Below are 25,908 nucleotides of genomic sequence, written 5' to 3'. Positions count from 1 at the left end.
ATGTGGGTGGGTGGGCCCGGAGGGGCACGGCACGAGCTGCCTGCTGCCGTGGAGGCTGGATGACCCGCGCTATCCGCCAGGGTCATCCAGGAGCACGACGGTCCTGTACAGCGGTGTCCATGGACGTGAGTTGTCGGAGGACGTGCTCTACTTCATGGTGTTGGAAGGGGAGCGCCACGGCATCGAGACCGAGCCAATCCGTGCGAGTGCGTGGCTCTCCATCACGCTCACCATCGCGAGGAATGCCAGGACGCTCTCGTGAAGTGGTGGAGTCAGCGCGGCTTCGTTGCCTGACGGTCACGGAGCGCTAGTAACTCACGTGCAACCATGCGGTCCTTGTCGCGACCCACGTGCTGCTTGATGGCGATGAGATCATCCAGACCGATGATTCGGCACGGATGCCCGTACAGCTCCATGGACACGGCTTTGGATGCCACGTCGTCATACGTGCCAACAGGCTGCGCCGTGGAGAGGATGTCGAGCCTCCCCAGGTCCGTCAGCAGGTAGAGGTTCTGGTAGGTCGCAAGCTCCGTGGGTGGCTCCGTCACAGGGCGCTTGGGAACGGCCAGGGCATAGCGAGGATGGTACGGAGCCAACGCATCGAACAGCTTCGTGAAGTTGTGCTCGGTGAATGGCGCGACGATGTCGAGGTCCAGGGTAAAGGTGGCCGACCCGTGGGCAACCGCCGCGACGCCTCCGATGATGACGAACTGAACCTGTGCATCGAGCAACAGCGTCAGAATCTCAGGAGTCCGCTGCATCGCTGCTCGCATCCTTGGGGCGGAGTGCTTCGTACAGCTCCGTCATGCGCTGTAACTGCTCGATGCGCTCCGTCGGAGTGAGCTCGAGGTTCTGTAGCAGAAGGGACACGTCCACGCCCGCATCGATGGCGGCGTCCCAGTGAGGGCCATAGCTGGGAAAAGACTGCCGGAGCAGGTCCCGCATATCCATGGCCCTACTCTAGGTCGGGAGCGTTTTGTCTGCAGCACTCCTCGACTCTCTGCTGGCCACCTCACAGGAGGACCTGGCGGGCCATTGCTCAGAGGGCCCGCTTCTCTCCTCGCTGTCCGAGACGCTACTTCTTGGATGCGAGGCGCCGCCGCGCGGTGGAAGTGAAATACGAAGGACGGCCGCGCTTGTCGTGCTCAGGGCGCAGCGCCGCGGGTGTTGGTCCCGCACTTCGCTTCGAAGAGCTGGAGCCTGTCGCGCAGTTGCTTGCGGTAGGAGTCCGGGGTGGACTCGTGCAGCATGTCCAGCGCGCGACGCTGGAGTCCGAGCGCCTCCTTGCAGCGGTCCAGTTGGAAGGACATCGCCGCCTGGAGCGTCAGCGCGTAGGGGTCTCCCGGTGCGAGCTCCACCGCGCGACGGGCCACGGGGAGGCCCTTCTCCGGCTGCTGGGTCTGCTGGTAGTGCGCCGCGAGGCTGGCGAGGATGCGTGAGTCGTTGGGCAGCAGCTCGGCGGCGCGCTGTCGGGCCTGCTCCAGCGCCTGGCGTTCGCTGTTCATGTCCAGGTGCTCCGCAAGCAGGTCCCAGGCGCGACCATCGTCGGGGTGTGCCTGCACCAGCGTGCGGGCGCGAGCCAGGTGCTCCTGGGGGTTCTGCTGGAGCTGCGCGGCGAGCACGGCGACGCTCACGCTGACAGGGTCCTCCTTCAGGCCCTGCTCCACCTCGGCGCGCGCCTTCTGGATTCGCTCTTCCTGGGGCCGCGCGCCAATGCCATGCAGGTGCAAGCGCCCGCGCAGAGCGTGGACGTCCGCGGAGTCCAGCTCGCGCACGGTGACGTCTCGGGGCACGGGGGGCAGGGGCAGGGTGAGGATGGCGGAGCGCCCGCTCCAGACAAACGTGCGCAGGTCCCCTCGCAGGTCCCCCGCGTCCTTGAAGGCGATGTCCCAGGCGGTGCGCGGGTCCTCGGCGCGGGCCAGCCGGGTTTGAAGCTCGTCGAAGCGCTCGGTGTGCATGTTGATGAGGTAGTGAACCCAGACCCAGGCAGAGGCGTAGTGCTGCTGCGTCTCCGCCGCGCTCATCGACTCCTTCTGGTCCCAGGCCCAGAGGTCGTCGACGTCGAGCCAGCCGTGCTGCCGCACATAGGCGAGGCTGTTCTTGTTCGCGCGGCCGAGCACGGCCTCCTGGGTGCTGACCTTGACGTGGGTGGTCTGCAGGTACTGGGCGAGCCCCTCCGCCAGCCACCGGGACTGGCGCAGCAGCACGTGCCGGCTCAGCTCATGCGCCAGCTCGTGCGTCTGCAGCTCCTGCTCGGGCCCGTCGTCCAGCACGTAGCCCTCGCCCGACATGACGAGCAGCGTGCCCTGCTGCGTCGGCGCCACGAAGCCCACGTAGTCGCCCTGGATGAACTCCTTCAGCTCGTTGGTGTTGCGCAGGAGGATGACGTCCACGGAGCCGGGGGGATTGAAGTCCGTTCCCCACGCCAGCAGCAGGGCGCGGCGGAGCTTCTCCAGCTCGAGCGCCGTCGTGGTGGCCGACTGGGGCGTCAGGTTCGTCTGGATGCGGAAGTGCTCGCTCTGGACTTCGGACCAGGTCCGCCCGCCTTCACGGGGACACAGCGCGCGGGAGCCCGCGCAGCCGGTGGAGAGCGCCAGGACCAGACTCATCAAGACAACGTGGAATTTCATGCGCGGGGTTCTGGCATGAACGCCAAGAGAAGGAGAAGAGACGCGCCGAGGGGGGACGCGTGAGTCCTCCCCGTGAAGTTCGGCATCCCCGCGGGAAGTCCCGAGGTCTCCGCCGCTACTTCTTCTCGTCGCCCGCCAGGATGCGAGGCGCCGCCGCGCGGTGGAAGCCCTCGTACGGCTTGGACGCGGAGGTCTCCTCCAGCGGGAAAATCTTGGTGTTGCACGACGCGCCACCGTCAATCTTGATGACCTCGCCGGTGATGAACGCCGCCACGTCCGTGAGCAGGAACACGATGGCGCCGCTCACCTCCGCCTCCGTGGCCAGTCGCTGCAACGGCACTTCCTTCTTCAACAGCGGGATGAGCGCCTTGACGCCCTCGTCCTGGTAGCTGTCCATGCCACTGGACGCGACCCAGCCCGGCGCCACCGCGTTGACGCGCACGCCCGTCGCCGCCCACTCCACCGCCGCCGTCTGCGTCAGGTTGAGCATGCCCATGCGCGCCGCGCCCGAGTGCCCCATCCCCGGCATCCCGCCCCACGCGTCCGCGAGCATGTTGACGATGGACCCGCCGTGGTTGCTCATCGACTGGAGATACACCTCGCGCGCCATCAGGAAGCCGCCCGTGAGGTTGGTGGCGACCACCGCCTCGAAGCCCTTCTTGGAGATGGCCGCGAGCGGTGACGGGAACTGTCCGCCCGCGTTGTTCACCAGGCCGTGGATGCGCCCGCGTGCCGCGACGATGCGTGCCACCGTGGCCTTCACGCCCTCCTCGTCACGGATGTCCACCGTCTCCAGTGAGCACTCGCCGCCGTCCTCGCGCAGCTCCGCGGCGACCTTCTCCAGCTTGTCCAGCTTGCGGCCCACCAGGACGACGTGCGCGCCGAGCGCCGCCAGCTCGTGCGCGGTGCAGCGCCCGATTCCGCTGCCGCCTCCCGTCACGACGATGTTCTGTCCCTTGAAACAACCCGGTGCGAATACAGAGCGGTAACCCATGTCGTCTCCCGAAGTGGCCCCGTGCGTGGCGAGAGGGCCCGTGGTGTCCGTGGTCGCCTCGCGGCGTCAGTCTCCCGCTTTCCGCCCGCGCCGGGAACGCAGCGCGTCCTCCAGCGTGAGCGCCCAGCGGTGGAGAATCTTCTTCCTGCGCGCGCTGTCGTCCCGCAGCAGGTTGGCGAGCCCCAGGCCCCGGATGAGGTCCAGCGTCGCCTGCACCAGCTCGCGCGTCTCCGGCTCGCGGTCATCCACGCCGAGCAGCGCCACCGTGAGCCGGTGTACCTCCCGCCCCACCTTCGCCTCCACCGGCAACAACTGCGCGCGCAGCTCCGCGTCCGCGCTCGCCGCCACCCAGAGCTGCGCTGCCGCGGCGAAGAGCGGCTGCGTGTAGAAGCCCGCCAGCATGTGCAGGATGCTCTCGGTCCGCCGCACGTCCGCTGGCAGGCGGGCCGCTCTCCGACTGAGCTCCTCCACCTGCTGGTGCCCGACGTACTCCACCGCCGCCGCGACCAGGTCGCCTCGCGTGGGGAAGTGGTGCTGGCACGCGCCGCGAGACACGCCTGCTCGCTCGGCGATGACCGTCATCGTGGAGCCAGCCCACCCCAGCTCCGACAGGGCGCCAATGGCGGCCTCCATCAAGCGCTGCCGTGTCACGCGGCTGCGCTCCTGTTCCTGTCTGCCCGGCGGCGGTGCGTCGCTCACGAAGTCAGCTTGAAAGGCACCCTCGAAAAAAGCAAGCGCGCTTGCTTTTTTAGGCATGGGCTCCCAGACTGCCCGCATTCAGGCTGGACGTGGAGAGCGCATGAGCGAGTCCCCCCTCCGTATCGGCAATGCCTCGGGCTTCTATGGAGACCGGTTCTCGGCCGTCCGGGAGATGCTCGAAGGCGGCCAGTTGGACGTCCTCACGGGCGACTACCTGGCGGAGCTGACGATGTTGATTCTTGGCCGGGACCGGATGAAGGACCCGTCCACCGGCTACGCCAAGACGTTCCTCCGGCAGATGGAGCAGTGCCTGGGGCTCGCGCTGGACAAGAAGGTGAAGGTCGTCGTGAACGCGGGCGGGTTGAACCCGTCCGGCCTCGCGACGGCGCTGCGCGAGCTGAACGACAAGCTGGGCCTCAAGGCGCGCATCGCGCACGTGGAGGGGGATGACCTCTCCGGCAGCGCGGACGAGCTGGGCCTCGGCTCTCCCATCACCGCGAACGCGTACCTGGGCGGCTGGGGCATCGCCGAGAGCCTGCGCGCGGGCGCGGACGTCGTCGTCACCGGTCGCGTGACGGATGCCTCGCTGGTGGTGGGCCCGGCCGCCGCGCACTTCGGCTGGAAGCGGGACGACTGGGACAAGCTCGCCGGGGCCATGGTGGCCGGCCACGTCCTGGAGTGCGGCACGCAGGCGACGGGCGGCAACTACTCCTTCTTCAAGGAGCTGGATGTCCGCCGGCCCGGCTTCCCCCTGGCGGAGCTGTTCGCGGATGGCTCGTCCGTCATCTCCAAGCACGCGGGCACGGGCGGCGCGGTGACGGTGGACACGGTGCTCGCGCAGCTCCTCTATGAAATCACCGGGGCCCGGTACGCGGGGCCTGACGCGACGGCGAGGTTCGACTCCATCACCCTGGCGGCGGAGGGGAAGGACCGCGTGCGCATCTCGGGCGTGAAGGGTGAGCCGCCTCCGCCCACCGTGAAGGTCTGTCTCAACCACCTGGGTGGCTACAAGAACGAGGCGACGTTCATCCTGGTGGGGCTCGACATCGAGGAGAAGGCGGCGCTCATCCGAGGACAGATGGAAGCGGCGCTCACGCGCAAGCCGAAGGAGACGCACTGGACGTTGGTGCGCACGGACCGCGAGGACGCCGCCACGGAGGAGCAGGCCGCGGCCTTCCTGCGCGTCGTGGTGAAGGACGCGGACCAGAAGCTCGTGGGTCGCTCCTTCAGTGGCGCCGCCGTGGAGCTGGCGCTGGGCACCTATCCTGGCTTCACCATGACGGCGCCGCCGTCGGATGGCGCGCCTTACGGTGTCTACACGCCGGCCTATGTCGATGCGACGCGCGTGGAGCACGTCGCCGTCCTGCCGGATGGCGCGCGCACGGTCATCGCGCCCACGGAGCAGTCGCTGAAGCTGGCTCCTGTCGAGAAGCCCGCGTTGCCGGAGGCGCTGCCTTCGGGTCCCACGCGGCGGGCACCGCTGGGGCGCATCGTCGCGGCGCGCAGTGGGGACAAGGGCGGCACGGCGAACATCGGCGTGTGGGCGCGGACGGACGCGGCCTGGCGGTGGCTTGCGCACTTCCTCACGGCGGAGAAGCTGCGCGAGCTGCTACCGGAGACGGCGGCCTTCGCGATTGAGCGGCACGACTTCCCCCAGCTCCGAGGGGTGAACTTCGTGGTCGACGGGATTCTGGGCGAGGGCGTGTCGTCGTCGACGCGCTTCGACCCGCAGGGCAAGGCGCTGGGGGAGTGGCTCCGCTCGCGCCACGTGGACATCCCCGAGTCGCTGCTGCGTGAAGGAGAGGGTTGAGGCCGATGCCAAGAATCACATCGCGGGTGAACACGGGCTCGGAGTCGTTTCAGGCACAGCGCACGGACATGCTCGGGCGCCTCGCTGAGCTGCGGAGTGTGGAGGCGAAGGTCCGCGCCACCGAGAACAAGGCGACCGAGAAGTTCCACAAGCGCGGCCAACTGCTGCCTCGCGAGCGACTGATGATGCTGCTGGACAGGGGCTCGCCGTTCCTGGAGCTGTCCACGCTGTGCGGGTACGGCTACCACGACGACAGTGACGGCTCGCTGGCGGGCGGCAACAGCATCGCGGGCATCGGCTACGTGTCCGGCGTGCGGTGCTTCGTCTTCGTCAACAACTCCGCCATCAAGGGTGGCACCGCGTCTCCCTGGGGTGTGCAGAAGGCGCTGCGCGGGCAGGCCATCGCGCTGCAGAACAAGCTGCCCATGGTGTCGCTGGTGGAGAGCGGCGGCGCGAATCTCATGTACCAGCAGGAGATCTTCATCCCGGGCGGGGAGACCTTCTACAACCAGGCGCGGATGTCGGCGGCGGGCATTCCGCAAATCACCGTGGTCCACGGCTCCAGCACGGCGGGTGGTGCATACCTGCCGGGCCTGTCCGATTACGTGGTGATGGTGAAGAAGAAGGCGAAGGTGTTCCTCGCGGGCCCGCCGCTGCTCAAGGCGGCGACGGGCGAGGTCGCCACCGACGAGGACCTGGGTGGCGCGGAGATGCACGCCACCGTCGCGGGCACCGCGGACTATCTGGCCGAGGACGACGCCGACGCCATCCGCATGGCGCGGGAAATCGTGTCCAAGCTCGGCTGGAACGAGCGACTGGCGGCGGCCGCGCCCACGCTCTACGAGGAGCCGCGCTACTCGCCAGATGAGCTGTGCGGCGCCATCCCGGCGGACTACCGCAAGCCCTACGACTGCCGCGAAATCATCGCGCGCTTCGTGGACGGCTCCGACTTCACGGGCTTCAAGGACGCCTATGACGCGCACACCGTCTGCGGGTGGGCGAACCTCTTCGGCGCGCCCATTGGCATCATTGGCAACAACGGCCCCATCAGCCCGAAGGGCGCGACGAAGGCGGCGCAGTTCATCCAGCTCTGCTGCCAGTCGGGCACGCCCATCATCTACCTCCAGAACACCACGGGGTATCTGGTGGGGACGCAGCCGGAGCAGGGCGGCATCGTCAAGCACGGCGCGAAGATGATTCAGGCGGTGGCGAACGCCACGGTGCCGCAGGTGACGCTGCTGGTGGGCGGTTCGTTCGGCGCTGGCAACTATGGAATGTGCGGCCGACCGTTCCATCCGCGCTTCATCTTCGCGTGGCCCAACGCGCGCACGGCCGTCATGGGCGGCGAGCAGGCGGCGAAGGTGATGTCGATTGTCTTCGGCGAGAAGCTCGCGCGCGGCGGTGAGGTGGTGGACGAGGAGGCCATCCGCGCCTTCACGCAGCCCATCGTCGACCAGTTCGACAAGGAGTCGCACCCCTTCAACGCCTCGGCGCGGCTGTTCGACGACGGCATCATCGACCCGCGCGATACGCGACGGGTGCTCGGGTTCGTCCTGTCCATCTGCCGCGAGGCGGGGCGACGCGAGGTCAATCCCAACAGCTTCGGAGTCGCACGCCTGTGAGAGGAGCGAACGGGATGGAGCGTTTCAGCAAGGTCCTCGTCGCGAACCGGGGCGAAATCGCCGTGCGGGTGATTCGCACGTGCAAGCGGCTGGGCTATCGGACGGTGGCGGTGTTCTCCGAGGCGGACCGGGGTGCGCCGCACGTTCTCGCGGCGGACGAGGCGGTGCCGATTGGCGCGTCGCCCGCGAAGGAGTCCTACCTCGTCATCGACAAGCTCATTGGCGCGGCGAAGGCGTCGGGGGCCCAGGCGATTCATCCGGGCTACGGCTTCCTCTCCGAGAACGCGGCCTTCTCTCGCGCGTGCAAGGAGGCGGGGCTCGTCTTCATCGGCCCGGACGCCGAGGCCATCACCCTGATGGGCAACAAGCGTCAGGCGAAGCTGCGGATGATTGCCGCCGGCGTGCCGTGCATTCCCGGCTACGAGGCATCGGATGCGGACGACGAGGCGCTGGCGGTGGAGGGCGAGCGCATCGGCTTCCCGCTGATGGTGAAGGCGGCGGCCGGTGGTGGTGGGCGCGGCATGCGACTGGTGCACGAGGCGTCGCAGCTCCGCGCCGCGCTGCGCGGGGCACGCTCGGAGTCCACCAACGCCTTCGGCAGCGGTGAGCTCATCCTGGAGCGGGCCGTCATCAACGCGCGGCACGTGGAGATTCAGGTCTTCGCGGACGAGCACGGCAACGTGGTGCATCTGGGTGAGCGCGACTGCTCGGTTCAGCGCCGTCACCAGAAGATTGTCGAGGAGAGCCCGTCCCCCGCCGTCAGCGCGGAGCTGCGAGAGCGGATGGGACAGGTGGCCGTCACCGCGGCCCAGGCGATTGCCTACAAGGGCGCGGGCACCATCGAGTTCCTCCTCGCGCCGAGCGGCGAGTTCTACTTCATGGAGATGAACACCCGTCTCCAGGTGGAGCACCCCGTCACCGAGGAGATTACCGGCCTGGACCTGGTGGAGTGGCAGCTCCGCGTGGCCTCGGGCGAGGTGCTGCCGCGCGAGCAGAAGGACATCACGTGGAAGGGGCACGCCATCGAGGTGCGCCTGTGCGCCGAGGACCCGGCGAAACAATACGCACCGCAGGCGGGGAGGCTGTTGACGTGGCGGCTGCCCTCGCGCGAGGGCGTGCGAATCGACCATGGCGTGCGCGAGGGGCAGGACATTCCGCCCTTCTACGACTCCATGCAGGCGAAGGTGATTGCGTACGGCTCGGACCGGGAGCAGGCGCGGCGGCGACTGGTGGAGGCGCTGCACGAGCTCACCGTATTCGGTGTCACCACGAACAAGGCCCTGCTGCTCCACGTGCTGCAGGACGGGACATTCCGCTCCGGCGTCTACGACACGGGCTTCATCGGGAAGCACGCGGACGGCGCGACGCTGGCGCGGCTGTACGAGACGACTCCCCGTGAGCGGGCGCTGGCGGCGACGGCCCTCTTCCACGATGAGGCGCAGGTCCTCGCGAAGAGGAGCGGGCTGGATGGCTCGCTGGTGAACTGGAACACGGCGTACACGCATCCGGTGGCGATGACGCTGGAGGACCGGAGCGGTGAGTCGAAGGTCTCCGTGCGGCCGGTGTCTCCATCGCAGTACGAGGTGAGCGCAGGCGGCGAGTCGCTCGAAGTCGGCGTGTTGGGGTTGGCGGACAGCGTGTTCGACTACTCCGTTGGCGGGGCGCGAGGCCGTGCGCGCTATCTCCGGAGCGGGGACTCGCTCTGGTTGGATTTGGGCGTCGGGGCACGCCGCCTCACGGACGTGACGTTTCGTCCGGCGAAGTCGTCGGAGGGGGCGGGCACAGGCCGACTGCTCGCGCCGATGGACGGACGCATCCTGCGCGTGGATGCGAAGCCGGGCGACGTGGTGAAGCCGGGTGACGTCCTCCTCGTGCTGGAGGCGATGAAGATGGAGTTCCAGCTCGCGGCGGACATTCCTGGCGTCGTCGAGGCGGTGAATGCCTCGGTGGGCGGACAGGTGTCCGCGAAGCAGTTGCTCGTGGTGCTCACGCCGGAGGCGAAGCCGAAGGAGCCGCCGGCCTGAAGGTGCGGGCAACATCGCGCCCCGCATATCGCTTGTCCCGGAGTGCGTGGGGAATGTCCGTGACGGGACTCCCACCTGTTCTGGGGTCCATGACGTTCGTGGACTGATGAGCAGGTGCGGGCGCCCCGCGGGACGGTGCGACCTTCCGGTTTCGGAACGAGGTGCTTTCTCTTGGGGCCATCGTCGTCAGGAGACGGTGGACCCGGAGTCGTGACGTGGACCCCTCGGAAGCGCGTGAGAAACTGTCGCTGTACTGCCCCATCTCCCCGGAGCTCCATCCTCGCGCGGAGGAGGTGGAGGCGCGGAGCGTGGAGTGGATGACGCGTCAGGGCATCTACCCCGATGAGCAGGAGCGGCTGCGCCTCTCCCGGATTCGTGTGGGGGAATTCGTCGCGCGCATCATGCCTTCAGGCACGGAGGCATCGCTCCAGGCCGCCGCCGACTTCGTCATGTGGCTCTTCGCGTTCGATGACGCCTTCTGCGACGAGGGCCGCTTCGGACAGCGGCCTCACGGGATGGCTGTGTATGCCGGTTGGTTGGGGCATCTGCTGGACTCGCCCCACGCGGAGGTGCTTCCCGACGACCCGTATGCCCAAAGCCTGCGGGACTTGCGGCTGCGGATGGAGGTCCATGCGAGCCCGGTGCAACTGCGTCGCTGGTCCGACGCGGTCCGCTCCTATCTGTACTCGCAGGTCTGGGAGGCGGCCAACCGAGACGACCAGCGCGTCTGCGACGTCGACAGCTACACGGTGCTCAGGCTCTACAGCGGCGCGGCGATGGTGTGTCCCACGCTCATCGACATCGTCAACCAGCACGAGGTGTCCACCGAGGAGCTGGCGCGTCCCCTGGTGCGCGCGGCGGGCGAGGTGGCGGGGACGATTGTCGTCTGGGACAACGACCTCATCTCCCACGGGAAGGAATCGCGCCGTGGCGAGGACCAGCACAACCTCCTCTCGGTGTTGATGCACGAGCGCGGCTGCTCGATGGAGGAGGCCACTCGCGAGGCGGTGAGGATGCGGGACGCGGTGATGGCGCTGTTCCTGCGATTGCTGGCGCAGGGACAGTCCAGTGCGAGTCTGGAACTGTCGCTGTACCTGAAGGGGCTGGGGAACTTCGTGCGCGCGAACATCGACTGGAGCAACCGGTCCGGTCGCTACTTCGAGCGAGAGGTGCGCTCCTCCGCGGAAGGCGTCGTGGCGCTCGAGATGCCTCTCGTGGACGTCACGACGCTGGAGCCGCTGCCCGTTCGCTCGATTCAGTGGTGGTGGGGCTGTGTGTCGTCGGAGGGCTGAGCGTTGTTTCGGCTCAGTCCGAGCACGGCGAGTCCCACGAGGCACAGGGCCGCGCCCGACGCGCATACGCCCGCCCAGCCCCAGTGGGTCCACGCGGTGGTGCCCAGCCAGGAGCCGCCCGCGCCGCCCGCGAAGTACGTCACCATGTAGAGGGTGTTGAGGCGGCTGCGAGCCTCCGGGCGCAGGGCGTAGACGCGCGTCTGGTTGGAGATGTGGTTGCCCTGGGCGCCCAGGTCGAGCAGCACGACACCCAGCGCGATGCCCCACAGCCATTGGCCCAGCGGCCACATCAGCACGAAGGACAGGAGCAGCACGCCGATGGCCAGCATGTTGATGCGCCGTCCCCCGTGCGAGTCCGCGTAGCGGCCCACGAGGGGGGCGATCAACGCGCCCACGACGCCGACGACTCCGAAGAGACCGGCGACCTGGGGTCCGTAGTGCTGGGGGAGGCTCTGGAGGTACAGGGCGAGCGTGGACCAGAAGACGCTGAAGGCGCCGAAGGTGAGCGCGCCGAGGACGGAGTGGATGCGCAGCACGGGCTCGGTGCGAGCCAGATGGACCAGCGAGCGCATCAGCTCCGGGTAGGGCATGGCGGCCACGGCCGGCTGCGAGGGAAGGGTGAAGCGCAGCAGCAGCGCGAGCAGGAGCATCATCCCGGCGGCGATCCAGAACATGGAGCGCCAGCCCAGGTGGGTGCCCACGAAGCCGGCGGCGGTGCGCGACAGGAGGATGCCGATGAGCAGGCCGCTCATGACGGTTCCGACGACACGGCCGCGCTGTGCGGCGGGGGCCAGGTGCGCGGCGAAGGGCACGAGGAGCTGCGGGACGATGGTGGTGGCGCCCACGATGAAGCTGGCGAGCACGAGCCACGGAAGGGTGGGCGCGAGCGCGACGCCGACGAGGGCCAGGCTCACCAGCGCGGACATGGTGACGATGACGCGCCGTCGCTCCAGGCTGTCACCGAGCGGGACGATGAGCAGCATGCCCGCCGCATAGCCGACCTGGGTCAGCGTGGGCACGAGGCCGAGCGAGCTGCCGGAGGCGTTCAGCTCCCTGCCGATGTCTCCGAGCAGGGGCTGGTTGTAATAGAGGTTCGCGGCGGTGGCGCCGGAGGCGGCGGCCATGAGCCACACCAGCCCGGAGCTGAGGGTGGTGTGAGACGGTTCCGAGGGTGCTCGTGTCGACATGGGAGGCGCGGCGCACTCTCTTCCTGGAGTGCGCTCAGGTCCAGCGGCGTGTGAGGCGCGTCACGCCTGCTTGCTGGTGGGCACGGAGTGCGTGGGAGCACTGCGCGCGTGGATGCCGTGAGGTGGAGGGGGTTCCTGGAGTGCGCCCGGGTTCAACAGCACGTGAGGCTTTAGTCAGCCTGTTTGTCCTGGTGGTCGAGGGGAAAGCGGGAGCACCGCACGCGTGGAAGCCGCGAGGTAGATGGGTGCGAGGGAAGTAACGCCGGGCCAGGGAGTGCGCAGGGGTTCTCGTGGAGGACAGGTGTGAGGTCGGGCTCCACGAGTGCGGGTCGGTGTAGGCTTCCGGGTATGGCTGGAGTCACCACCGCGCCGGAGCGTCTGCCCGTCATCGACATGTCCCCGCTGTTCGACGCGTCCCCTTCCGAGGCACGGAAGCGGGTGGCGCGTGAAATCGAGCAGGCGTGTCGTGACACCGGCTTCTTCTATGTCTCCGGCCACGGGGTCTCGGACGAGGTTCTCGCGCGGCTGGAGGATGAGAGTCACCGTTTCTTCGCGCTGCCGCGTGAGGCGAAGGAGGCCATCGCCATGGCGCACGGCGGGCCTGCGTGGCGTGGCTGGTTCCCGCTGGGAGGCGAGCTGACGTCGGGGAAGCCGGACCGCAAGGAAGGGCTCTATCTGGGCACGGAGCTGGGGCCCGAGCATCCTCGAGTGAGGGCGGGCTGGCCGCTGCACGGTGCGAATCTGTGGCCGCCGGAGGTGCCGGGGCTGCGCGCGGTGGTGCTCGACTACATGGCCGGTGTCACTCGCGCGGCGCATGCGCTGATGGAGGGCGTGGCGGAGAGCCTGGGGTTGGAGCGGGACTACTTCCACCGGACGTACACGGCGGACCCCACGGTGCTGTTCCGTGTCTTCCACTACCCCGCGGAGCCGGAGCCCGCGGATGGCGAAGAGCGCTGGGGCGTGGGGGAGCACACGGACTATGGGTTGCTGACGTTGCTCGCGCAGGACTCGAATGGTGGGCTGCAGGTGAAGTCGCGACGCGGGTGGGTGGAGGCGCCGCCGCTGCAGGGGACGCTGGTGTGCAACATCGGCGACATGCTCGACCGGCTGACGGGTGGTTGGTATCGCTCCACGCCGCATCGGGTGAAGAACGTGAGTGGGCGAGACAGGCTCTCGTTCCCGCTCTTCTTCGACCCGGACTTCGCGGCGGAGGTCCAGCCGCTGCCGAATGTGGCTTCGGCGGATGTGGACGAGGACCGGGCTCGGCGTTGGGACGGAGCGAGCGTCCACGCGTTCGAGGGCACCTACGGTGACTATCTGCTGGGGAAGGTGTCGAAGGTGTTCCCGCAGCTCGTGCGGCGGGTGCTGTAGTTCACGCGTGGCGTCGAGGCGAAAGCCTCTCGCCTCGACCTCACCGCGCGCCGCGACGAGCGGACCCTCGGGCCCGCCGCGCGTCCGCGTCGCTCAGCTCCCGCTTGTCGCCGGTGCTTCCGTGCGCGGCAACAGGCGCCCACCCAGCATGGTGATGCGCCGAGCCGCCAGTCGCTCACGCGCCTCGGGCTGGATGTCCTGCGGCGTCCACTTCAGGTCGTGGTCGAACTCCACGTGCACCGACTCGACGCCCTCCTGACCCGTGAGGCGCTGCTCGATTTCCCGCATGAAGTACGCCGCCATCATGCACATGGGAGACGTGATGTGCAGCCGCACCGTCACCTTGCCGTCGCGGTGCTCCACGCTCTGGATGAGCCCCATCTCTCCAATGCCCAGCGGCACCCCCGTCGCCAGGCTGCACGGGTCCGGAATCGACTGGATGCGCTCGCGCAGCGCCGCTTCCATCGTCACGGCCGCGCCTCCTGCTGGTAGCTGTAGGGCTTGATGTCGCCCCTGGCGCGCTTGCGCGAGAACGCATCGTTCTCGATGCGCTTCTTCACCGCCTCGATGTCCACCCCGGCGTAGCGCGCGTAGTTGTCGCAGAGAATCATCCGCTTCACCTCTGGCGTCACCTGCATGCCCGCCATCTGCACCAGTTCCTCGGGCAGTTGGAAGTCGTGCCAGAACTTGTGCAGCGCCGGCTGCGGGTGGCTGAACACCGTCCCGGAGCCCCACATGATTTTCGACGGGCCCGCCCACTTGAGCAGCGCGGCCAGCGACTCCGCGAACCAGCGCTCCCGCTTCACCAGCAACGCGCCCGTCACCTCCAGGTTGACGTACACGTTGGGGAACAGCGACAGCTGCATGCCCGTCTCGTCCAGGAACGCCATGCCGCCGTGGACGATTTCGAAGTTCAGGTCCGGGAACGCATCCGCCGCGCCGCCGATGTCGTCGACCTTGTACGGCTCCAGCGGCACCGCCCCCATCGGCAGGCCCTTGTGCACCGCGATGTTCTTGATGCCCAGCTTGCGCGCCCGCTCGAACAGGGGGAACGCGATGCTCGGGTCATCCATCCGCCAGCCGGTGTGCTTGAACGAGTCTCCCAGCCACGCGGCCGGATAGAGCTTCAGGCCCGTGGGCTTGAGCTCCTCCGCCTGCCGCTCCAGGTCCTCCAGCGCCGCCGTGCCCCGCAGCGGGTCCACGCCCGCGTAGACGAGGAAGCGGTCCGGGAAGCGCCGCTTGATGTCCACCGTCTTCTCGTACGAACACAGCCCATCCGTGTAGAGCGTCTGGAGCGGCAGCACGTGGTGCACCGCCAGGTCGATGTCGCTCTCCACGAAGAGGATGTGCGCCAGCTCGTCCACGGACCAGTCCTTCATGAACTGGTCGGCCTGCGGGACGCGGTGCGAGTCGTTGGACAACCCGCTGTGCAGTCCGAAGATGAGCTGTGCCAGGGACTCGGCGTACTTCCCCGCGCGCCAGTTGGACGGGTGCAGGTTGTACGCATGCGTAACCGCATCGATGACGAAACCGCCGCCAATCACCAGGAACTCCCTTCGGATGCGCACCGGGAAATCCGGCGCGGTGAAGTCTCACTCATTCGTGGCAAGCCCGGCGACGTCAGGCGTCGACCGCCAGCACTTCTCCGACGATTTGTTGAATCATCTGCGCATCGAAGGGCTTCTCGATGCGCGGGTTCGGAATGCGCTCCAGGAACTGGCGCGCCCGGGTGGTGTACGAGCCACCGGTGATGAAGATGAAGCGCAGGCTCAGCCCGGGCTCCCGCTCCCGCACCCGCTCGTAGACATCCATGCCGGTGATGCCCGGCATCATCAGGTCACAGAAGATGGCGTCGAACGGGCCGCCGGAGGTCAGCTTCGTCAGCGCCTCCTCGCCACTTCCCACCACCGTCACCTGGTGCCGCTTTCCGATGATGCGCGCCAGTGAGCGGCCCACCGCGGGCTCGTCGTCAATCACCAGCAGCCGGCCGCTGCGCTCCGAGGACGGCGCGGCCACGGAAGGCACCTCGCGAGGCGCCGCGTCCGCGGGCGCGGGTGGCAGCTGCACCGTGAACGTGGTTCCTCGCCCCGGCTCGCTGCGCACGGTGATTTCACCGCCCAGCCCCTGGATGATGCCGTGGCAGATCGACAGCCCCAGCCCCGTGCCCGAGCCCACCGCCTTCGTCGTGAAGAACGGGTCGAAGATGCGCGCGAGCACGCTGGGTGGCATGCCGGAGCCGGTGTCGCTCACGTCCACCGCCACGCCGCCATTCACGCCGGGGCGAACCCAGAGCGTCACCTGCTGGTTCGCCGGGTCTCCCTCGGGGATGGCCTGCGCCGCGTTCACGACGAGGTTGAGGAAGACCTGCCCCAGCCGGGACGCATCCGCGTGGACGAGCGGCACGTCCTCGTAGCGCTTGACGATTTGGGCTCGGGGCTTCAGCTCGCTGGAGGCCAGCTTGAGGGAGAACTCCAGCGACTCCCTCACGTCCAGCAGCTCCCGCCGCTCCTCCTCCTGGCGGGAGATGTACTTCAAGTCCCGGACGATGTTGCGCACGCGCGTGGCGCCCTCGAGCGCCTCCTTGAGCAGCTCCCCGGTGTCCTTCAGGGACACGGACCAGCCCGGCGCGAGCGCCCCATCCGGCAGCATCCGCCCCAGCTCCCCACCCAGCCGCACCATGGACTCCATGGCCGACTCCAGATTGGCCATGACGTAGGTGAGCGGGTTGTTGATTTCGTGCCCCACGCCCGCCGCCAGCGTGCCGGCGAGCACCATGCGGTCCGACTGGAGGAGCTGGGCCTGCATGCGCTTGCGCTCGGTGATGTCGCGCGCCATGACGACCACCGCGCCCACGCCGTCGAAGTCGACGGGCAGGCCCGCGCTCTCCGCGTCGAACCAGGTGCCGTCGCGGCGCATGTACCGAATCTCGCGCAGCGGAGCCAGCTCACCCCGGGCCACCACGGCGTGCACGCGCTGGCGCACCACGTCCAGGTCATCCGGGTGGACGATGGTCCAGATGGGCCGGCCCATCAGCTCGCTGGCGTGGTCGTACCTCAGCGCGCGCAGCAGCGTCGGGTTGACGTAGATGAAGCGCTGGTCCCGGTGGACGAAGATGGCCTCGGGCGCCGTCTCGATGAGCTTGCGGAAGCTCTGCTCGGAGCGGTGCAATGCTTCCTCCGTGCGCTTGCGCTCGGTGACGTCCTCGAAGGCGAACAACCGGTAGCGCGACTCGTCGCCGCTGGCGCCCATGGGCGTGGAGAGCCGACGCAGCATCCGGCCGTTGGCGAGCACCGCCTCGTCCCCGTGCAGCGGTGGCGGGGCGTCCGACTCCGCGGTGGTGGGGTTGAGGCGCAGGAAGGCCGCGGCCTCACCCGCGCGCAGGCAGTGGCCCAGCACGTCCTCGTGGGAGACCTGGCCCTTGCGCATCGCGCCTTCCAGCGACTCGATGCCCCACAGCTGGCAGAAGCGGTGGTTGGCGTAGAGGACGGTGCCGGAGCGGACCTCCACCACGTACAGACCCAGCGGCAGGCTGTCGCTCATCGCCCACGGTGGCACCGGGCCATTCGCCTCCGCGACGGCGCCGCGCTCCTTGTCGAGCGCGGGAGGCGACTCCAGCCTTCTCACCGTGCAGTACAGCGGCCCACCCGCCGCGGAGCAGGCCGCGCTCCACACGAGCCACGCCCACGTGCCGTCCCGACACCGCCACCGACAGGAGAAGCGCATGGTGCCCGTGGTACGCGCCAGCGACTCCAGCCGCGCCTCCACCGCCGAGAGGTCCTCCGGGTGGATGAAGCCCCGGGAGCCTTCGAGTCGCAGCTCCGTGGGAGACCAACCCACCGTCACGTTCCAGGCCGGATTGGCTTCCAGAATCCGACCCTGCGCGCCCAGCACCACGAACAACTCGGTGGAGAGCTCGAAGAAGCGGTGAGCCCACTGCTCCATCAACATTGCGTTCCTTCAACGCCCAGGGGCGCGAGACGCCACGGCCCTGGGGGGAGGGGGCCGTACGTCGCTTGGTGCATGACGGGGATAAACGAGTCTTCACGGACATAGACACCATTTCAGGAAAAAATGCATGTCCGTAATTCGTTGGGCCGAGCGCGCGGACGTGTGCCCGGGTGCTGGGCAACCACGGAGCCGAGCGGTGACGGCGCGTGCCAATTCCTGTCGCATTGTCGAAGCGCTGTTCAGGTTGCCAAGGGGGGTGCGAATCCACCGCAGGCTGGGTGCGCAGGGCTTCAGTGCGCACCACGTCTGTCTTCCAGGACGGCAACCCATATCCACCACGTCAGGGAAGGGTGGAGGTTTGGGCAGACGTCGTGGGGCGGAGGCGCGCGTCCGGATGGCAGGCTTTGATCTCCCCGCCAGCCCAGAACACACTTCCACACCCTCTTTTTGTCAGCGGTGCTGTAAAAGTGAACCTTCACCCGGGAAATTATGTCCGCTTGTACGCTGAGTGAGGTACCGGGCTTGACGTCGTTGAGAATGATCTTCAACATGCCCGCCACGTTTCCTCCCAAAGAGTGAGACGCAGCGGCGGTAATCGCCTCCCCCAAAAGCGATATCGCCGTATGAAGTCCCAGTTGAGCCCCGCGCGCCGCGTTCCCCCTCTCGGCGCGCGGTGGCCCCTGGGATTCCCGGCAAGCTCCTCGAAATCACCAGGCAGGCACGCCTCGCTCGCACCCCGCGTGGAGCGCATCTCGCTTGCGAGCCCCCAGGGCCGGGCGGAGAGTGGGCGCCTCTTTCGGAGGTCCTCTTGCCCGTCTCCACGTTCATCCTGTCTTCATCCCTCGCGCTGCAACTCGTCTCGGGGGCCGCGCAGGTTGCCACGAAGTCCGCGCCCACGAAGCCCGCCCAGACGGCGAAGGCTTTCACGCCGCCCCTGGCCGTCGCGGAGAAGCTGGTGGGGCCCGCGCTGACGGAAGGCCATTCCTATGCGCGGCTCGCGGAGCTGACGGATGGGATTGGACCGCGCCTGTCGGGCTCCGAGGGCGCGGCGGCCGCGGTGCAGTGGGCGCTGCGGAGCTTCAAGGCGGACGGCGTGAAGGCGTGGACGGAGCCCGTGAAGGTGCCGCGCTGGGTGCGAGGGGAGGAGCGGGGTGAGGTGCTCGCGTCCGAGCGCACGCGTGGCCATCCGCTGTTCCTGCTCGCGCTGGGCGGCAGTCCTCCCACCGCGCCGGAGGGGCTCACGGCGGAGGTGGTGGAGGTGACGTCGCTGGAGTCGCTCGCCGCGCTGGGCGACGGGGTGAAGGGGAAGATTGTCTTCTTCAATCACACGATGTCGGTGGCCGCGGACTACGGCCGCTTCGCCGGGTTGCGTGGCCGAGGCCCCGCGCTGGCGGCGAAGGCGGGCGCGGCCGGAGCGCTGGTGCGCTCGCTGGCGACGGCGTCCCTGCGCACGCCGCACACGGGGTCCACGCGCTTCGAGGACGAGGGCCCGCGCATCCCCGCGGCGTCCATCACGACGGAGGACGCGGATCTGCTGCACCGCCAGCTCGAGAAGGGAGCGGTGCGCGTGAAGCTGGTGCTGGGGTGCTCGGAGCTGCCGGACGCGGACTCGCACAACGTCGTCGCGGAGATTCGGGGCCGGGAGAAGCCGCAGGAAATCGTGCTCATCAGCGCGCACCTGGACTCGTGGGACGTGGGCACGGGGGCGCATGACGATGGCGCGGGGGTGGTGATGGTGATGGAGGCCGCGCGGCTCATCGCGAAGCTGCCGCAGGCGCCTCGGCGCACGGTGCGGGTGGTGCTCTACATGAACGAGGAGAACGGGCTGCGCGGTGGGCGCGCGTACGCGGAGGCGCACGCGGCGGAGCTGTCCCGGCACGTGGCGGCCATGGAGATGGACGCGGGCGGTGGGCGTCCGGTGGGCGTGAGCCTGCGCGCGGGCGCGGGTGGGCAGGAACTGCTCAAGCCCTGGCTGTCGCCGCTGGTGGCGCTGGGCGCGGCCAACTTCTCCACGCGTGAGGCGGGGGGCGCGGACATCAGCCCGCTCTTGCCGGCGCGGGTGCCGTTCTTCGGCGTGGAGGTGGACTCCAGCCGCTACTTCGACGTGCACCACACGCATGCGGACACGCTGGACAAGGTGGACCCACAGGACCTGGCGCGCAGCACCGCCGCCACCGCGTGGGTGACGTACGCCCTGGCCGAGTCCCCGGACACGCTCGTCCGCCCGGAGGCACCCGCCGCGCCGCCCGGCTCTGCGCCCGTGGCCGCGCCCCAGAAGGCCAGCGCGGGGCACTGAGGAGCGGACTCGCGGTTCGCTGCGCGTGGAAGCGCTCAATTTTGTCGATATCGGGCGGTTTGCTGTCAATCTGCTGCCAGATTGCTGTCAAAACCGCCAATATCGACAAAATTGAATGAAGCCTGAGCGACCTCATTTCAGGGAAGAATTCTGGGAAAATCCGCCCGCACTTCCACGAGGCGTGGAGCTGGTCCGCCAGGAGGCGTTGGTCGTTCCCCGAACGGGGCCGGGCGGCGAGTCCACCTATGACCTCGCGGAGGTCCGGTTGCCGGAGGCCCGGGTGCCGGTGCTGTTGAGCTACCGGGCACCGCTGTTCCCCGTGGATGTGCTGGCGCAGCGGGAGAAGCTGGCGGATCTGCGCGAGCAGCTCCGGCGAAGAGAATCCGAGGCTCACGGACTGCCCGCCTTCCGCTTGCCGATGCTCGTCACGGACTCGGCGTCTCCCCGTGTGCTGGATGCGTGCGCGGAAGCGGAGATGGCGCTGGTCGACTCACGGGGAACCTTCTTCCTGCGCACCGGGAGCACCTTTGTCCGAGTCCAAGGGCGAGGAGTCTCGAGTCGTGTTCCCCGGGAGCCCGTGTTCCACGGCAAGGGGAGCCGCATCGTGCGCGTCCTGCTCCAGTCGCCCGAGGAGACGTGGACGGTGCGCGCTCTCTCCGAGCGGACGCAGACGAGCTACGCGTATGCCCATGGCGTCATCAAAAAGCTCATCCAGTCCGGATATGTGGAGGGAGGCCGAGGCGTCGGCTTCCGGCTGAGAGAGCCGGCGGGATTGCTGAAGGAGTGGAAGAACAGCGGTCGGCCAACGGCCATCTCGAAGGAGGGGTTCAACGCACCGTCCACGACGCCGGACCGGCTCCACGATGGGTACTTCAAGCTGGCGTCCCAGGGCATTCGCGCCGTCTTCACACTGGCCAGTGCATTGGCGCCGGAGGAGCGGTTCGTCTCGGGCGTACCCCATGGGCTCTACCTCTCCGGCTCACTGGATGCCGCCATTAGCGCCTTCGGCCTGCGCAGGATGACGCCGCACAACTTCTTGATTCATCGCGCGGACCCCGCCGCGGAGACAGAAGAGGGGGGCATCTACTTCGCCCAGCGACACCTGCGGCACGGCCCTGGTGTTGCACTGCCCCAACTGACGGTGGACTTCCATCACAGTGGTGGAAGGGGACCCGAGCAGGCGGAGGAACTCCTCAAACGCTTCGCGCGGGCGCTGCCTGTCTCCTAAGAGGCACGGTGACGGACGAAGAGCGCTTCGATGAAATCCTGGAGGAGTTGAGAGAACTGCTGCTCGACCTGGGGGACCTCTCCTTCAGTGTGATGCTTATTGGAGGGCAGGTGCTCGCGATGGAGTCTCGTCTGCGAGGTGGCACCGGAGTCATCTCTGTCGAGACGGACACCGGTACGGTGGTCGAGCGAGGTTTCTCTTTCGAGCCAGACCTGTTGTTCGACTTGGATGGGTCGGAGTTCATGGCGGGGCGGCTTCTGGAGGTCCTCAGGGAGCGGGGCTTCAAGAGGGAAGCGCGAGACTTCCGCTGGTCGAAGACCATGCCGAGTGGACAAACCATGGACCTGGACCTCTTCGCGCCTGACGGCAGCGAGGTCTCGGAGCTCCTCACGCGGATGACGCCGCTTCCAGATGCACGTATCGCGCTGGGTCGGCGTCGGCTCGTATCGCTCAAGGTGGGTGGCAAGTCCTTGTCGATTCTATTGCCCGACGCCGCGGGCTTCCTCTCGATGAAGGAGCGCGCCAAACGCGAGCTTCGACCCGAAAAGGCCAAGGACAGCTTCGACATGTTCGTATACGTCAAGCTGGTGGGGACCGAGGCTGTCCGTGCTTCGCTCCAGGCTGCTGGAGAGGACGGGCGAGCACTTCGCGACAGGTTGCTGACGCTCTTCTGGAATGCTCACTCGAAGGGTGTCCAGGATGTCCTCACGTATGCCGCCAGCCATGAAGACGAGGAGCGCGCCTTGCTGGCCCAGGCCGTCGTCGACCTGTTCGCGGAGCTCTGACCCTGAGGCTCGTTCGCGCGGGTTCTCTCGAATGCTGTGTTACTTGCTTTTGTATCCAGGTGGCAATCGTGACCTAGGATGCCGCCCCTGCTGACTCATCCCGGAAGGGGCTCATGTCCGAGGCGTTCTACGTTCGAGTGGGGAAGGTCGAGGAGCGGACGGTCACGTTCCAGTGTCTGACGGGGTTCGCGGGAGGTCTGGCGGACTACGCCAACACCCGGTCCTTCGCGCTGATGCTGCTCCTCGATGCGAAGGAGCGCGCGGGGGACACCCGCTATCTGGTGAGGAGCGCGCCGCCCGCCGTGGCTAACGCGCACCTCGCGTTGGCGGAGAAGACCGCCAAGGCGCCCTCGTCGCTCCACAAGGACGCGGGCAATGCCAACGTCTTCGAGGCGAAGTGGCATGCCCGGCATACGCCCCGCTTCGTGGAGCGCACCTCCGTCCTGGAGCGGTACAACGACGTCGGCGAGGAGAAGCTCCGGGAGACCTTCGAGGAAATCTCTCCCCTCCAGGACCAGGGGCGGTGGCTGTTCCTGGAGGCCGCCTGGGCGCGCATGCACCGCTTCGACCTGGCCGTCGAGGTGACGGACGCGAAGTACCTGGAGCACCTCGCGGAAGGTCATCTCTTCGCGACGACCGCCTTCGACGTGTGGCTCGAATCGAGGCCCCTTCCTTCCTGAGTCCGGGATGGGGCGAGGACGGGCACCTGTCTGCCCGCTCCCCTGGCACGTCGTTGACGCCCTGGTGACGTCATGGTTCCGTGACGCTTCTCCCGGCACGGCCCCGCCGGGGAAGTGGTGAGTGCTTCGTGACTGTGACTGCTGGAGACTCGCGGCCTCGCCGTGATACCCCTGCCGGGGAAGTGATGGACTGGCTCACCTCGGAGGCGAGGCGGCTGGCGAGTCCCGCCCCGCTGCTGGAAGGCCTGTGTGAGCGCCTGTTCGCGCTTGGCGTGCCGCTGTCCCGGGTGTCCATCGTCCTCTTCACGCTGCACCCCCTCCTCCACGCGAAGAGCTTCCGCTGGCGCCCCGGTCAACACGGCACCACGGAGGTCCACCCCCACGGCCTCCAGCACCTGCCCGCCTTCTCGCGCAGCCCCTTCAAGGCCCTGCAAGAAGGTCTGCCCATCATCGACCGTCGGCTGGAGGCGCCTCTGGGCGAGGACGACTTCCCCATGTTCGCCGAGCTGCGCGCGGAGGGCCTCACCGAGTACCTCGCGCTGCCCGTCTGCTTCAGCGACGGCTCGCGCCACGCGGTCTCCTGGTCCACGTCCGTGCCCGGAGGTTTCACCGACGCACACCGCGCCATGCTCCAGGCGCTGCATCCGCTGCTCGAACTGGTGCTGGAGGTCATCGCTCGCAGGGACATGACGGGCGTGCTGCTCGACACGTACCTGGGCCGCGACACCGGCCGACGCATCCTCCAGGGACAGATTCGACGCGGTGACGGAGAGACCACGTCCGCCGTCATCTGTCTGAGTGACTTGCGCAGCTTCACCGCGCTGTCGGACGCGCTGCCTCGCGATGCGCTGCTGGAGCTGCTCAACGCCTACTTCGAGACGATGGTCAGCGCCTTCCATTCGCACGGCGCGGAGGTGCTCAAGTTCATGGGCGACGCGGTGCTGGCCATCTATCGCATCGACGAGAACTCGCCGGTGGAGGAACGGTGCGAGGCCGCCGCGCGCACCATCCATCAGGCGGTGGCCGTCTGCGCGCGCGACAACGCCAACCGCCGCCGCGAGGGCCTGACGCCCTACGAGTTCGGCGCGTCGCTCCACGTGGGCGACGTGATGTACGGGAACATTGGTGCCTCGGACCGGCTCGACTTCACCGTCATTGGCCCCGCGGTGAACCTGGCCAGCCGCATCGCTGGCCTGTGCGCGGGGCACAACGTGCCCGTGCTGCTCTCCGAATCCTTCGTCGCCCACTACCGCGGCGGCGTGAAGGACCTGGGCCACCAGCCCGTCAAGGGCGTGCCCCACCCCGTGCACATCTACACGCTCGAGTCGGAGTCCTCCGCGCGCACCTTCGCGTGAGCGCGCTTCACTTCGCCGGTGTCCGCACCCTCCCGCGTTGCAGCGGCTGCTCCGGCAGTCGCAGCGTCACCAGGAACGCGAGCAACGCGACGAGGATGGCGCAGCGGTACACCGCCTTCACCGCGCGCGTGAAGGACTCCTTCAGCGCCCGGTCCGTCCGGTCCACGGCCTCCAGCGCGCGCTGCTCCTGGGCATCCACACCCGCCACGGCGCTGTCCGACGCCTTCACCCGTTGACGCTCGGCTTCCAGCTCCGCGCGCACCCGCTGCTTCACCTCCTCCGCGTGGAAGGCCGTTCGCGCCGCGCCCCCTTCGCCTCCCGCGCCAGGCACCTCGGACACCAGCTCCGCGCGGAGATGGGGTGGAAGTCCCTCGGTGGCGCTGGCCACGCGGGTCCCCAGTTCATGGGACAGCGTCGTCGCGAACACCGCGCCCATCAGCGCCACGCCCAGCGTCATCCCGAGCTGTCGGAAGAACGTCGCCGCCGACGTGGCCACGCCAATCTGTTGCGGTGACACCGAGTTCTGGATGGCCAGGGTGTAGAGCGGAATCGACGGCCCCAGGCCCACGCCCACGAGGACCATCTTCACCGTGACTTCCGCCTGCGTGGAGTCCGGCGTCAGCGTGAAGCCCATCACCGTGAAGCCCACCATCAGCAACACGAGCGAGCCGAGCATCAGCCCCTTGTAACGGCCGAGGCGCGACACGAGCTGTCCACTCAGCACGTTGCCCGCCACCACGCCCAACGTCAGCGGCGTCAGCGTCAGCCCCGAGTGTGTCGCCGACAGCCCCACCACGTTCACCATGAACAGCGGCAGGAACACGACGCCCGAGAGGAACACCGCGCCGATGATGAACACCGCCGCGTTCCCCAGGCCGAACGTCCTCTGCCGGAACAGCTTCAAGTCCAACAGGGGTTCCCGCGCGCGTCGCTCCTCGCGGATGAAGAGCGCCGTGCCCGCCGCCGCCAGCGCGAACATCCCCAGCACCTGCCATGAGCCCCACGCCCAGCCGCCCCCATGGGCCACCTGGTCCGAGCCCCGTCCCAGGCTGAGCGCGAGCAGCAGCGGCACCACCGCCAGCGCGAGCAGCACCGCGCCTGTCACGTCGAGCTTCCCCCGGGACACGCCCTCCGGCCGCAGCTTCGGCATGCGCAGCAGCACGAGCGCGAGCGCCACCGTGCCCACCGGCAGGTTGATGAAGAACACCCAGTGCCAGCCCAGCCGGTCCGTGATGAAGCCACCGGCGAGCGGGCCCACCACGCTCGACAGGCCGAACATCGCGCCGAACAGGCCCTGGTACTTGCCGCGCTCGCGGGGCGGGAAGAGGTCGGCGACGACCGACAGTGCGCCGGTGAACAGCGCCGCGCTGCCCAGCCCCTGCACCGCGCGGAACAGGACGAGCGACACCGTGGAGCGCGACACGCCACACAGGAAGCTGCCGAGCAGGAAGACGACGATGCCCGCGGCCAGCACCGCGCGGCGGCCGAGCAGGTCAGACAGCTTCCCCCACACGGGCACCATCATCGTCGAGGCGACGAGGTACGACGTGGTGAGCCACGGGTAGAGCGCCGGAGAAATCCCCAGGTCCGCCTGGATGGCCGGGCCCGCGGTGGCGACAATCGTCTGGTCCAGCGCCGCGAGCAGCAGCCCGAGCAGCGCGCCCAGCATCGTGAAGACCTTCTGTGCGCGGGTGAACGCGGGGAACGCGGCGGGCGCTGCATCCGGAGACGTGGGCGCGGCGGACGGAGCCATGTTCGCGAGAAGGCCCTTCGGTGCGAAGGGTTCGCGCGAACTTGGGCGCTGTCCGCGTGATGTGCCAGCGCTCCCACAGGTCGCGTTGGCGAGATGACAGACGCCTGGCGCGTGGAGAGATGCTGGTCATGGGACAAGCATCTGGCAGCAGTCGCGGGGCCGCGGGAATAGCCTTGGGCCCCTCTACCCCCCCGGCGCTCGAGAGGAACGCCCGCGATGCGTCTGCCTTCAATC

21 protein-coding genes are annotated in these 25,908 nt (G+C 68.3%); 11 read left to right on the top strand and 10 right to left on the bottom strand.

Features of this window, described 5'->3' with window-relative positions; all coding sequences use genetic code 11:
* Positions 1 to 10: 10 nt before the first annotated feature.
* On the top strand, positions 11 to 262 hold the full coding sequence (locus HUA76_RS06610; RefSeq protein WP_174460304.1) for a hypothetical protein: 252 nt from the start codon (positions 11 to 13) through the stop codon (positions 260 to 262).
* Between the two features lie 10 nt (positions 263 to 272).
* Here HUA76_RS06610 and HUA76_RS06605 read toward each other — a convergent pair whose 3' ends face one another.
* The 5 genes from HUA76_RS06605 to HUA76_RS06585 form a co-directional block, all read right to left on the bottom strand.
* On the bottom strand, positions 273 to 761 hold the full coding sequence (locus HUA76_RS06605) for a hypothetical protein (protein WP_141643945.1): 489 nt from the start codon (positions 759 to 761) through the stop codon (positions 273 to 275).
* Complete coding sequence (locus HUA76_RS06600; RefSeq protein ID WP_141643946.1) at positions 745 to 951, bottom strand: hypothetical protein; 207 nt, start codon at positions 949 to 951, stop codon at positions 745 to 747. Before HUA76_RS06600 ends, HUA76_RS06605 begins: the two co-directional genes overlap by 17 nt.
* A gap of 194 nt (positions 952 to 1,145) precedes the next feature.
* Complete coding sequence (locus HUA76_RS06595; protein WP_174456024.1) at positions 1,146 to 2,630, bottom strand: DUF1570 domain-containing protein; 1,485 nt, start codon at positions 2,628 to 2,630, stop codon at positions 1,146 to 1,148.
* Positions 2,631 to 2,745: 115 nt separating this feature from the next.
* Positions 2,746 to 3,624: an SDR family oxidoreductase gene (locus tag HUA76_RS06590; RefSeq protein WP_141643948.1), complete on the bottom strand. Its 879-nt coding sequence runs from the start codon at positions 3,622 to 3,624 to the stop codon at positions 2,746 to 2,748.
* Positions 3,625 to 3,690: 66 nt separating this feature from the next.
* The gene (locus HUA76_RS06585) at positions 3,691 to 4,257 is read right to left on the bottom strand and encodes a TetR/AcrR family transcriptional regulator (protein ID WP_217439456.1); all 567 of its coding nucleotides are present in this window, start codon (positions 4,255 to 4,257) and stop codon (positions 3,691 to 3,693) included.
* A 166-nt stretch (positions 4,258 to 4,423) separates the two neighbouring features.
* Between HUA76_RS06585 and HUA76_RS06580 the strand changes: the two genes are divergently transcribed.
* The 4 genes from HUA76_RS06580 to HUA76_RS06565 all read left to right on the top strand — a co-directional run bounded on the left by HUA76_RS06580 (position 4,424) and on the right by HUA76_RS06565 (position 11,071).
* Positions 4,424 to 6,133: an acyclic terpene utilization AtuA family protein gene (locus HUA76_RS06580; protein ID WP_174460303.1), complete on the top strand. Its 1,710-nt coding sequence runs from the start codon at positions 4,424 to 4,426 to the stop codon at positions 6,131 to 6,133.
* Positions 6,134 to 6,138: 5 nt separating this feature from the next.
* Positions 6,139 to 7,755, top strand: a complete 1,617-nt coding sequence (locus HUA76_RS06575; RefSeq protein ID WP_174460302.1) for an acyl-CoA carboxylase subunit beta — start codon at positions 6,139 to 6,141, stop codon at positions 7,753 to 7,755.
* Positions 7,756 to 7,769: 14 nt separating this feature from the next.
* The gene (locus HUA76_RS06570; protein ID WP_174460301.1) at positions 7,770 to 9,779 is read left to right on the top strand and encodes an acetyl-CoA carboxylase biotin carboxylase subunit; all 2,010 of its coding nucleotides are present in this window, start codon (positions 7,770 to 7,772) and stop codon (positions 9,777 to 9,779) included.
* 215 nt (positions 9,780 to 9,994) lie between these two features.
* Positions 9,995 to 11,071: a terpene synthase gene (locus tag HUA76_RS06565; RefSeq protein ID WP_174460300.1), complete on the top strand. Its 1,077-nt coding sequence runs from the start codon at positions 9,995 to 9,997 to the stop codon at positions 11,069 to 11,071.
* Here HUA76_RS06565 and HUA76_RS06560 read toward each other — a convergent pair.
* Positions 11,035 to 12,195, bottom strand: a complete 1,161-nt coding sequence (locus HUA76_RS06560; RefSeq protein ID WP_371823429.1) for an MFS transporter — start codon at positions 12,193 to 12,195, stop codon at positions 11,035 to 11,037. The genes HUA76_RS06565 and HUA76_RS06560 overlap by 37 nt on opposite strands.
* Positions 12,196 to 12,606: 411 nt before the next feature.
* On the opposite strand from HUA76_RS06560, the gene HUA76_RS06555 reads away from it, so the two are divergent.
* A complete protein-coding gene (locus HUA76_RS06555; RefSeq protein ID WP_174460298.1) occupies positions 12,607 to 13,629 on the top strand; it encodes an isopenicillin N synthase family oxygenase in 1,023 nt (340 codons plus the stop codon).
* Between the two features lie 93 nt (positions 13,630 to 13,722).
* Here HUA76_RS06555 and HUA76_RS06550 read toward each other — a convergent pair whose 3' ends face one another.
* The 3 genes from HUA76_RS06550 to HUA76_RS06540 are packed head-to-tail and all read right to left on the bottom strand — an operon-like array spanning position 13,723 to position 17,571.
* Positions 13,723 to 14,094, bottom strand: coding sequence for a metal-sulfur cluster assembly factor (locus HUA76_RS06550; RefSeq protein ID WP_141643972.1), 372 nt, complete (start codon positions 14,092 to 14,094; stop codon positions 13,723 to 13,725).
* 2 nt (positions 14,095 to 14,096) lie between these two features.
* Positions 14,097 to 15,197 carry an amidohydrolase family protein gene (locus HUA76_RS06545; protein ID WP_371745667.1) on the bottom strand — a complete coding sequence of 367 codons (1,101 nt, stop codon included), beginning with the start codon at positions 15,195 to 15,197 and terminating at the stop codon, positions 14,097 to 14,099.
* 52 nt (positions 15,198 to 15,249) lie between these two features.
* Positions 15,250 to 17,571: a PAS domain S-box protein gene (locus HUA76_RS06540; protein WP_254613999.1), complete on the bottom strand. Its 2,322-nt coding sequence runs from the start codon at positions 17,569 to 17,571 to the stop codon at positions 15,250 to 15,252.
* 814 nt (positions 17,572 to 18,385) lie between these two features.
* Here HUA76_RS06540 and HUA76_RS06535 point away from each other — a divergent pair.
* The 5 genes from HUA76_RS06535 (at position 18,386) to HUA76_RS06515 (ending at position 23,921) form a co-directional block, all read left to right on the top strand.
* A complete protein-coding gene (locus tag HUA76_RS06535) occupies positions 18,386 to 19,873 on the top strand; it encodes a M20/M25/M40 family metallo-hydrolase (RefSeq protein WP_174460296.1) in 1,488 nt (495 codons plus the stop codon).
* 205 nt (positions 19,874 to 20,078) lie between these two features.
* Positions 20,079 to 21,101 carry a hypothetical protein gene (locus HUA76_RS06530; protein ID WP_254613998.1) on the top strand — a complete coding sequence of 341 codons (1,023 nt, stop codon included), beginning with the start codon at positions 20,079 to 20,081 and terminating at the stop codon, positions 21,099 to 21,101.
* 8 nt (positions 21,102 to 21,109) lie between these two features.
* Complete coding sequence (locus HUA76_RS06525) at positions 21,110 to 21,886, top strand: hypothetical protein (RefSeq protein ID WP_174460294.1); 777 nt, start codon at positions 21,110 to 21,112, stop codon at positions 21,884 to 21,886.
* Between the two features lie 113 nt (positions 21,887 to 21,999).
* The gene (locus HUA76_RS06520) at positions 22,000 to 22,566 is read left to right on the top strand and encodes a hypothetical protein (protein WP_174460293.1); all 567 of its coding nucleotides are present in this window, start codon (positions 22,000 to 22,002) and stop codon (positions 22,564 to 22,566) included.
* Between the two features lie 185 nt (positions 22,567 to 22,751).
* Positions 22,752 to 23,921 carry an adenylate/guanylate cyclase domain-containing protein gene (locus HUA76_RS06515; protein WP_174460292.1) on the top strand — a complete coding sequence of 390 codons (1,170 nt, stop codon included), beginning with the start codon at positions 22,752 to 22,754 and terminating at the stop codon, positions 23,919 to 23,921.
* A 7-nt stretch (positions 23,922 to 23,928) separates the two neighbouring features.
* On the opposite strand, the gene HUA76_RS06510 is transcribed toward HUA76_RS06515, so the two are convergent.
* Positions 23,929 to 25,674 (bottom strand): DHA2 family efflux MFS transporter permease subunit, encoded by a 1,746-nt coding sequence (locus tag HUA76_RS06510; protein ID WP_174460291.1) that lies wholly within the window; start codon positions 25,672 to 25,674, stop codon positions 23,929 to 23,931.
* Positions 25,675 to 25,908: the final 234 nt, after the last annotated feature.

Origin of the sequence: Myxococcus sp. CA056 (genome assembly GCF_013336715.1) — a bacterium.
GTDB classification, from domain to species: Bacteria; Myxococcota; Myxococcia; order Myxococcales; family Myxococcaceae; genus Myxococcus; species Myxococcus llanfairpwllgwyngyllgogerychwyrndrobwllllantysiliogogogochensis.
Note: the sequence above shows the minus strand (reverse complement) of the source record. Positions and strands in the feature narration are given on the sequence as shown.

Bases quoted from the DNA above. Each gene is read 5' to 3' on its own strand.
- HUA76_RS06605 (WP_141643945.1), bottom strand. From the start codon at position 761: ATGCAGCGGACTCCTGAGATTCTGACGCTGTTGCTCGATGCACAGGTT.
- HUA76_RS06600 (WP_141643946.1), bottom strand. From the start codon at position 951: ATGGATATGCGGGACCTGCTCCGGCAGTCTTTTCCCAGCTATGGCCCT.
- HUA76_RS06595 (WP_174456024.1), bottom strand. From the start codon at position 2,630: ATGAAATTCCACGTTGTCTTGATGAGTCTGGTCCTGGCGCTCTCCACC.
- HUA76_RS06590 (WP_141643948.1), bottom strand. From the start codon at position 3,624: ATGGGTTACCGCTCTGTATTCGCACCGGGTTGTTTCAAGGGACAGAAC.
- HUA76_RS06585 (WP_217439456.1), bottom strand. From the start codon at position 4,257: ATGGAGGCCGCCATTGGCGCCCTGTCGGAGCTGGGGTGGGCTGGCTCC.
- HUA76_RS06580 (WP_174460303.1), top strand. From the start codon at position 4,424: ATGAGCGAGTCCCCCCTCCGTATCGGCAATGCCTCGGGCTTCTATGGA.
- HUA76_RS06575 (WP_174460302.1), top strand. From the start codon at position 6,139: ATGCCAAGAATCACATCGCGGGTGAACACGGGCTCGGAGTCGTTTCAG.
- HUA76_RS06570 (WP_174460301.1), top strand. From the start codon at position 7,770: ATGGAGCGTTTCAGCAAGGTCCTCGTCGCGAACCGGGGCGAAATCGCC.
- HUA76_RS06560 (WP_371823429.1), bottom strand. From the start codon at position 12,195: ATGGCCGCCGCCTCCGGCGCCACCGCCGCGAACCTCTATTACAACCAG.
- HUA76_RS06555 (WP_174460298.1), top strand. From the start codon at position 12,607: ATGGCTGGAGTCACCACCGCGCCGGAGCGTCTGCCCGTCATCGACATG.
- HUA76_RS06550 (WP_141643972.1), bottom strand. From the start codon at position 14,094: ATGGAAGCGGCGCTGCGCGAGCGCATCCAGTCGATTCCGGACCCGTGC.
- HUA76_RS06540 (WP_254613999.1), bottom strand. From the start codon at position 17,571: ATGGAGCAGTGGGCTCACCGCTTCTTCGAGCTCTCCACCGAGTTGTTC.
- HUA76_RS06520 (WP_174460293.1), top strand. From the start codon at position 22,000: ATGTCCGAGGCGTTCTACGTTCGAGTGGGGAAGGTCGAGGAGCGGACG.
- HUA76_RS06515 (WP_174460292.1), top strand. From the start codon at position 22,752: ATGGACTGGCTCACCTCGGAGGCGAGGCGGCTGGCGAGTCCCGCCCCG.
- HUA76_RS06510 (WP_174460291.1), bottom strand. From the start codon at position 25,674: ATGGCTCCGTCCGCCGCGCCCACGTCTCCGGATGCAGCGCCCGCCGCG.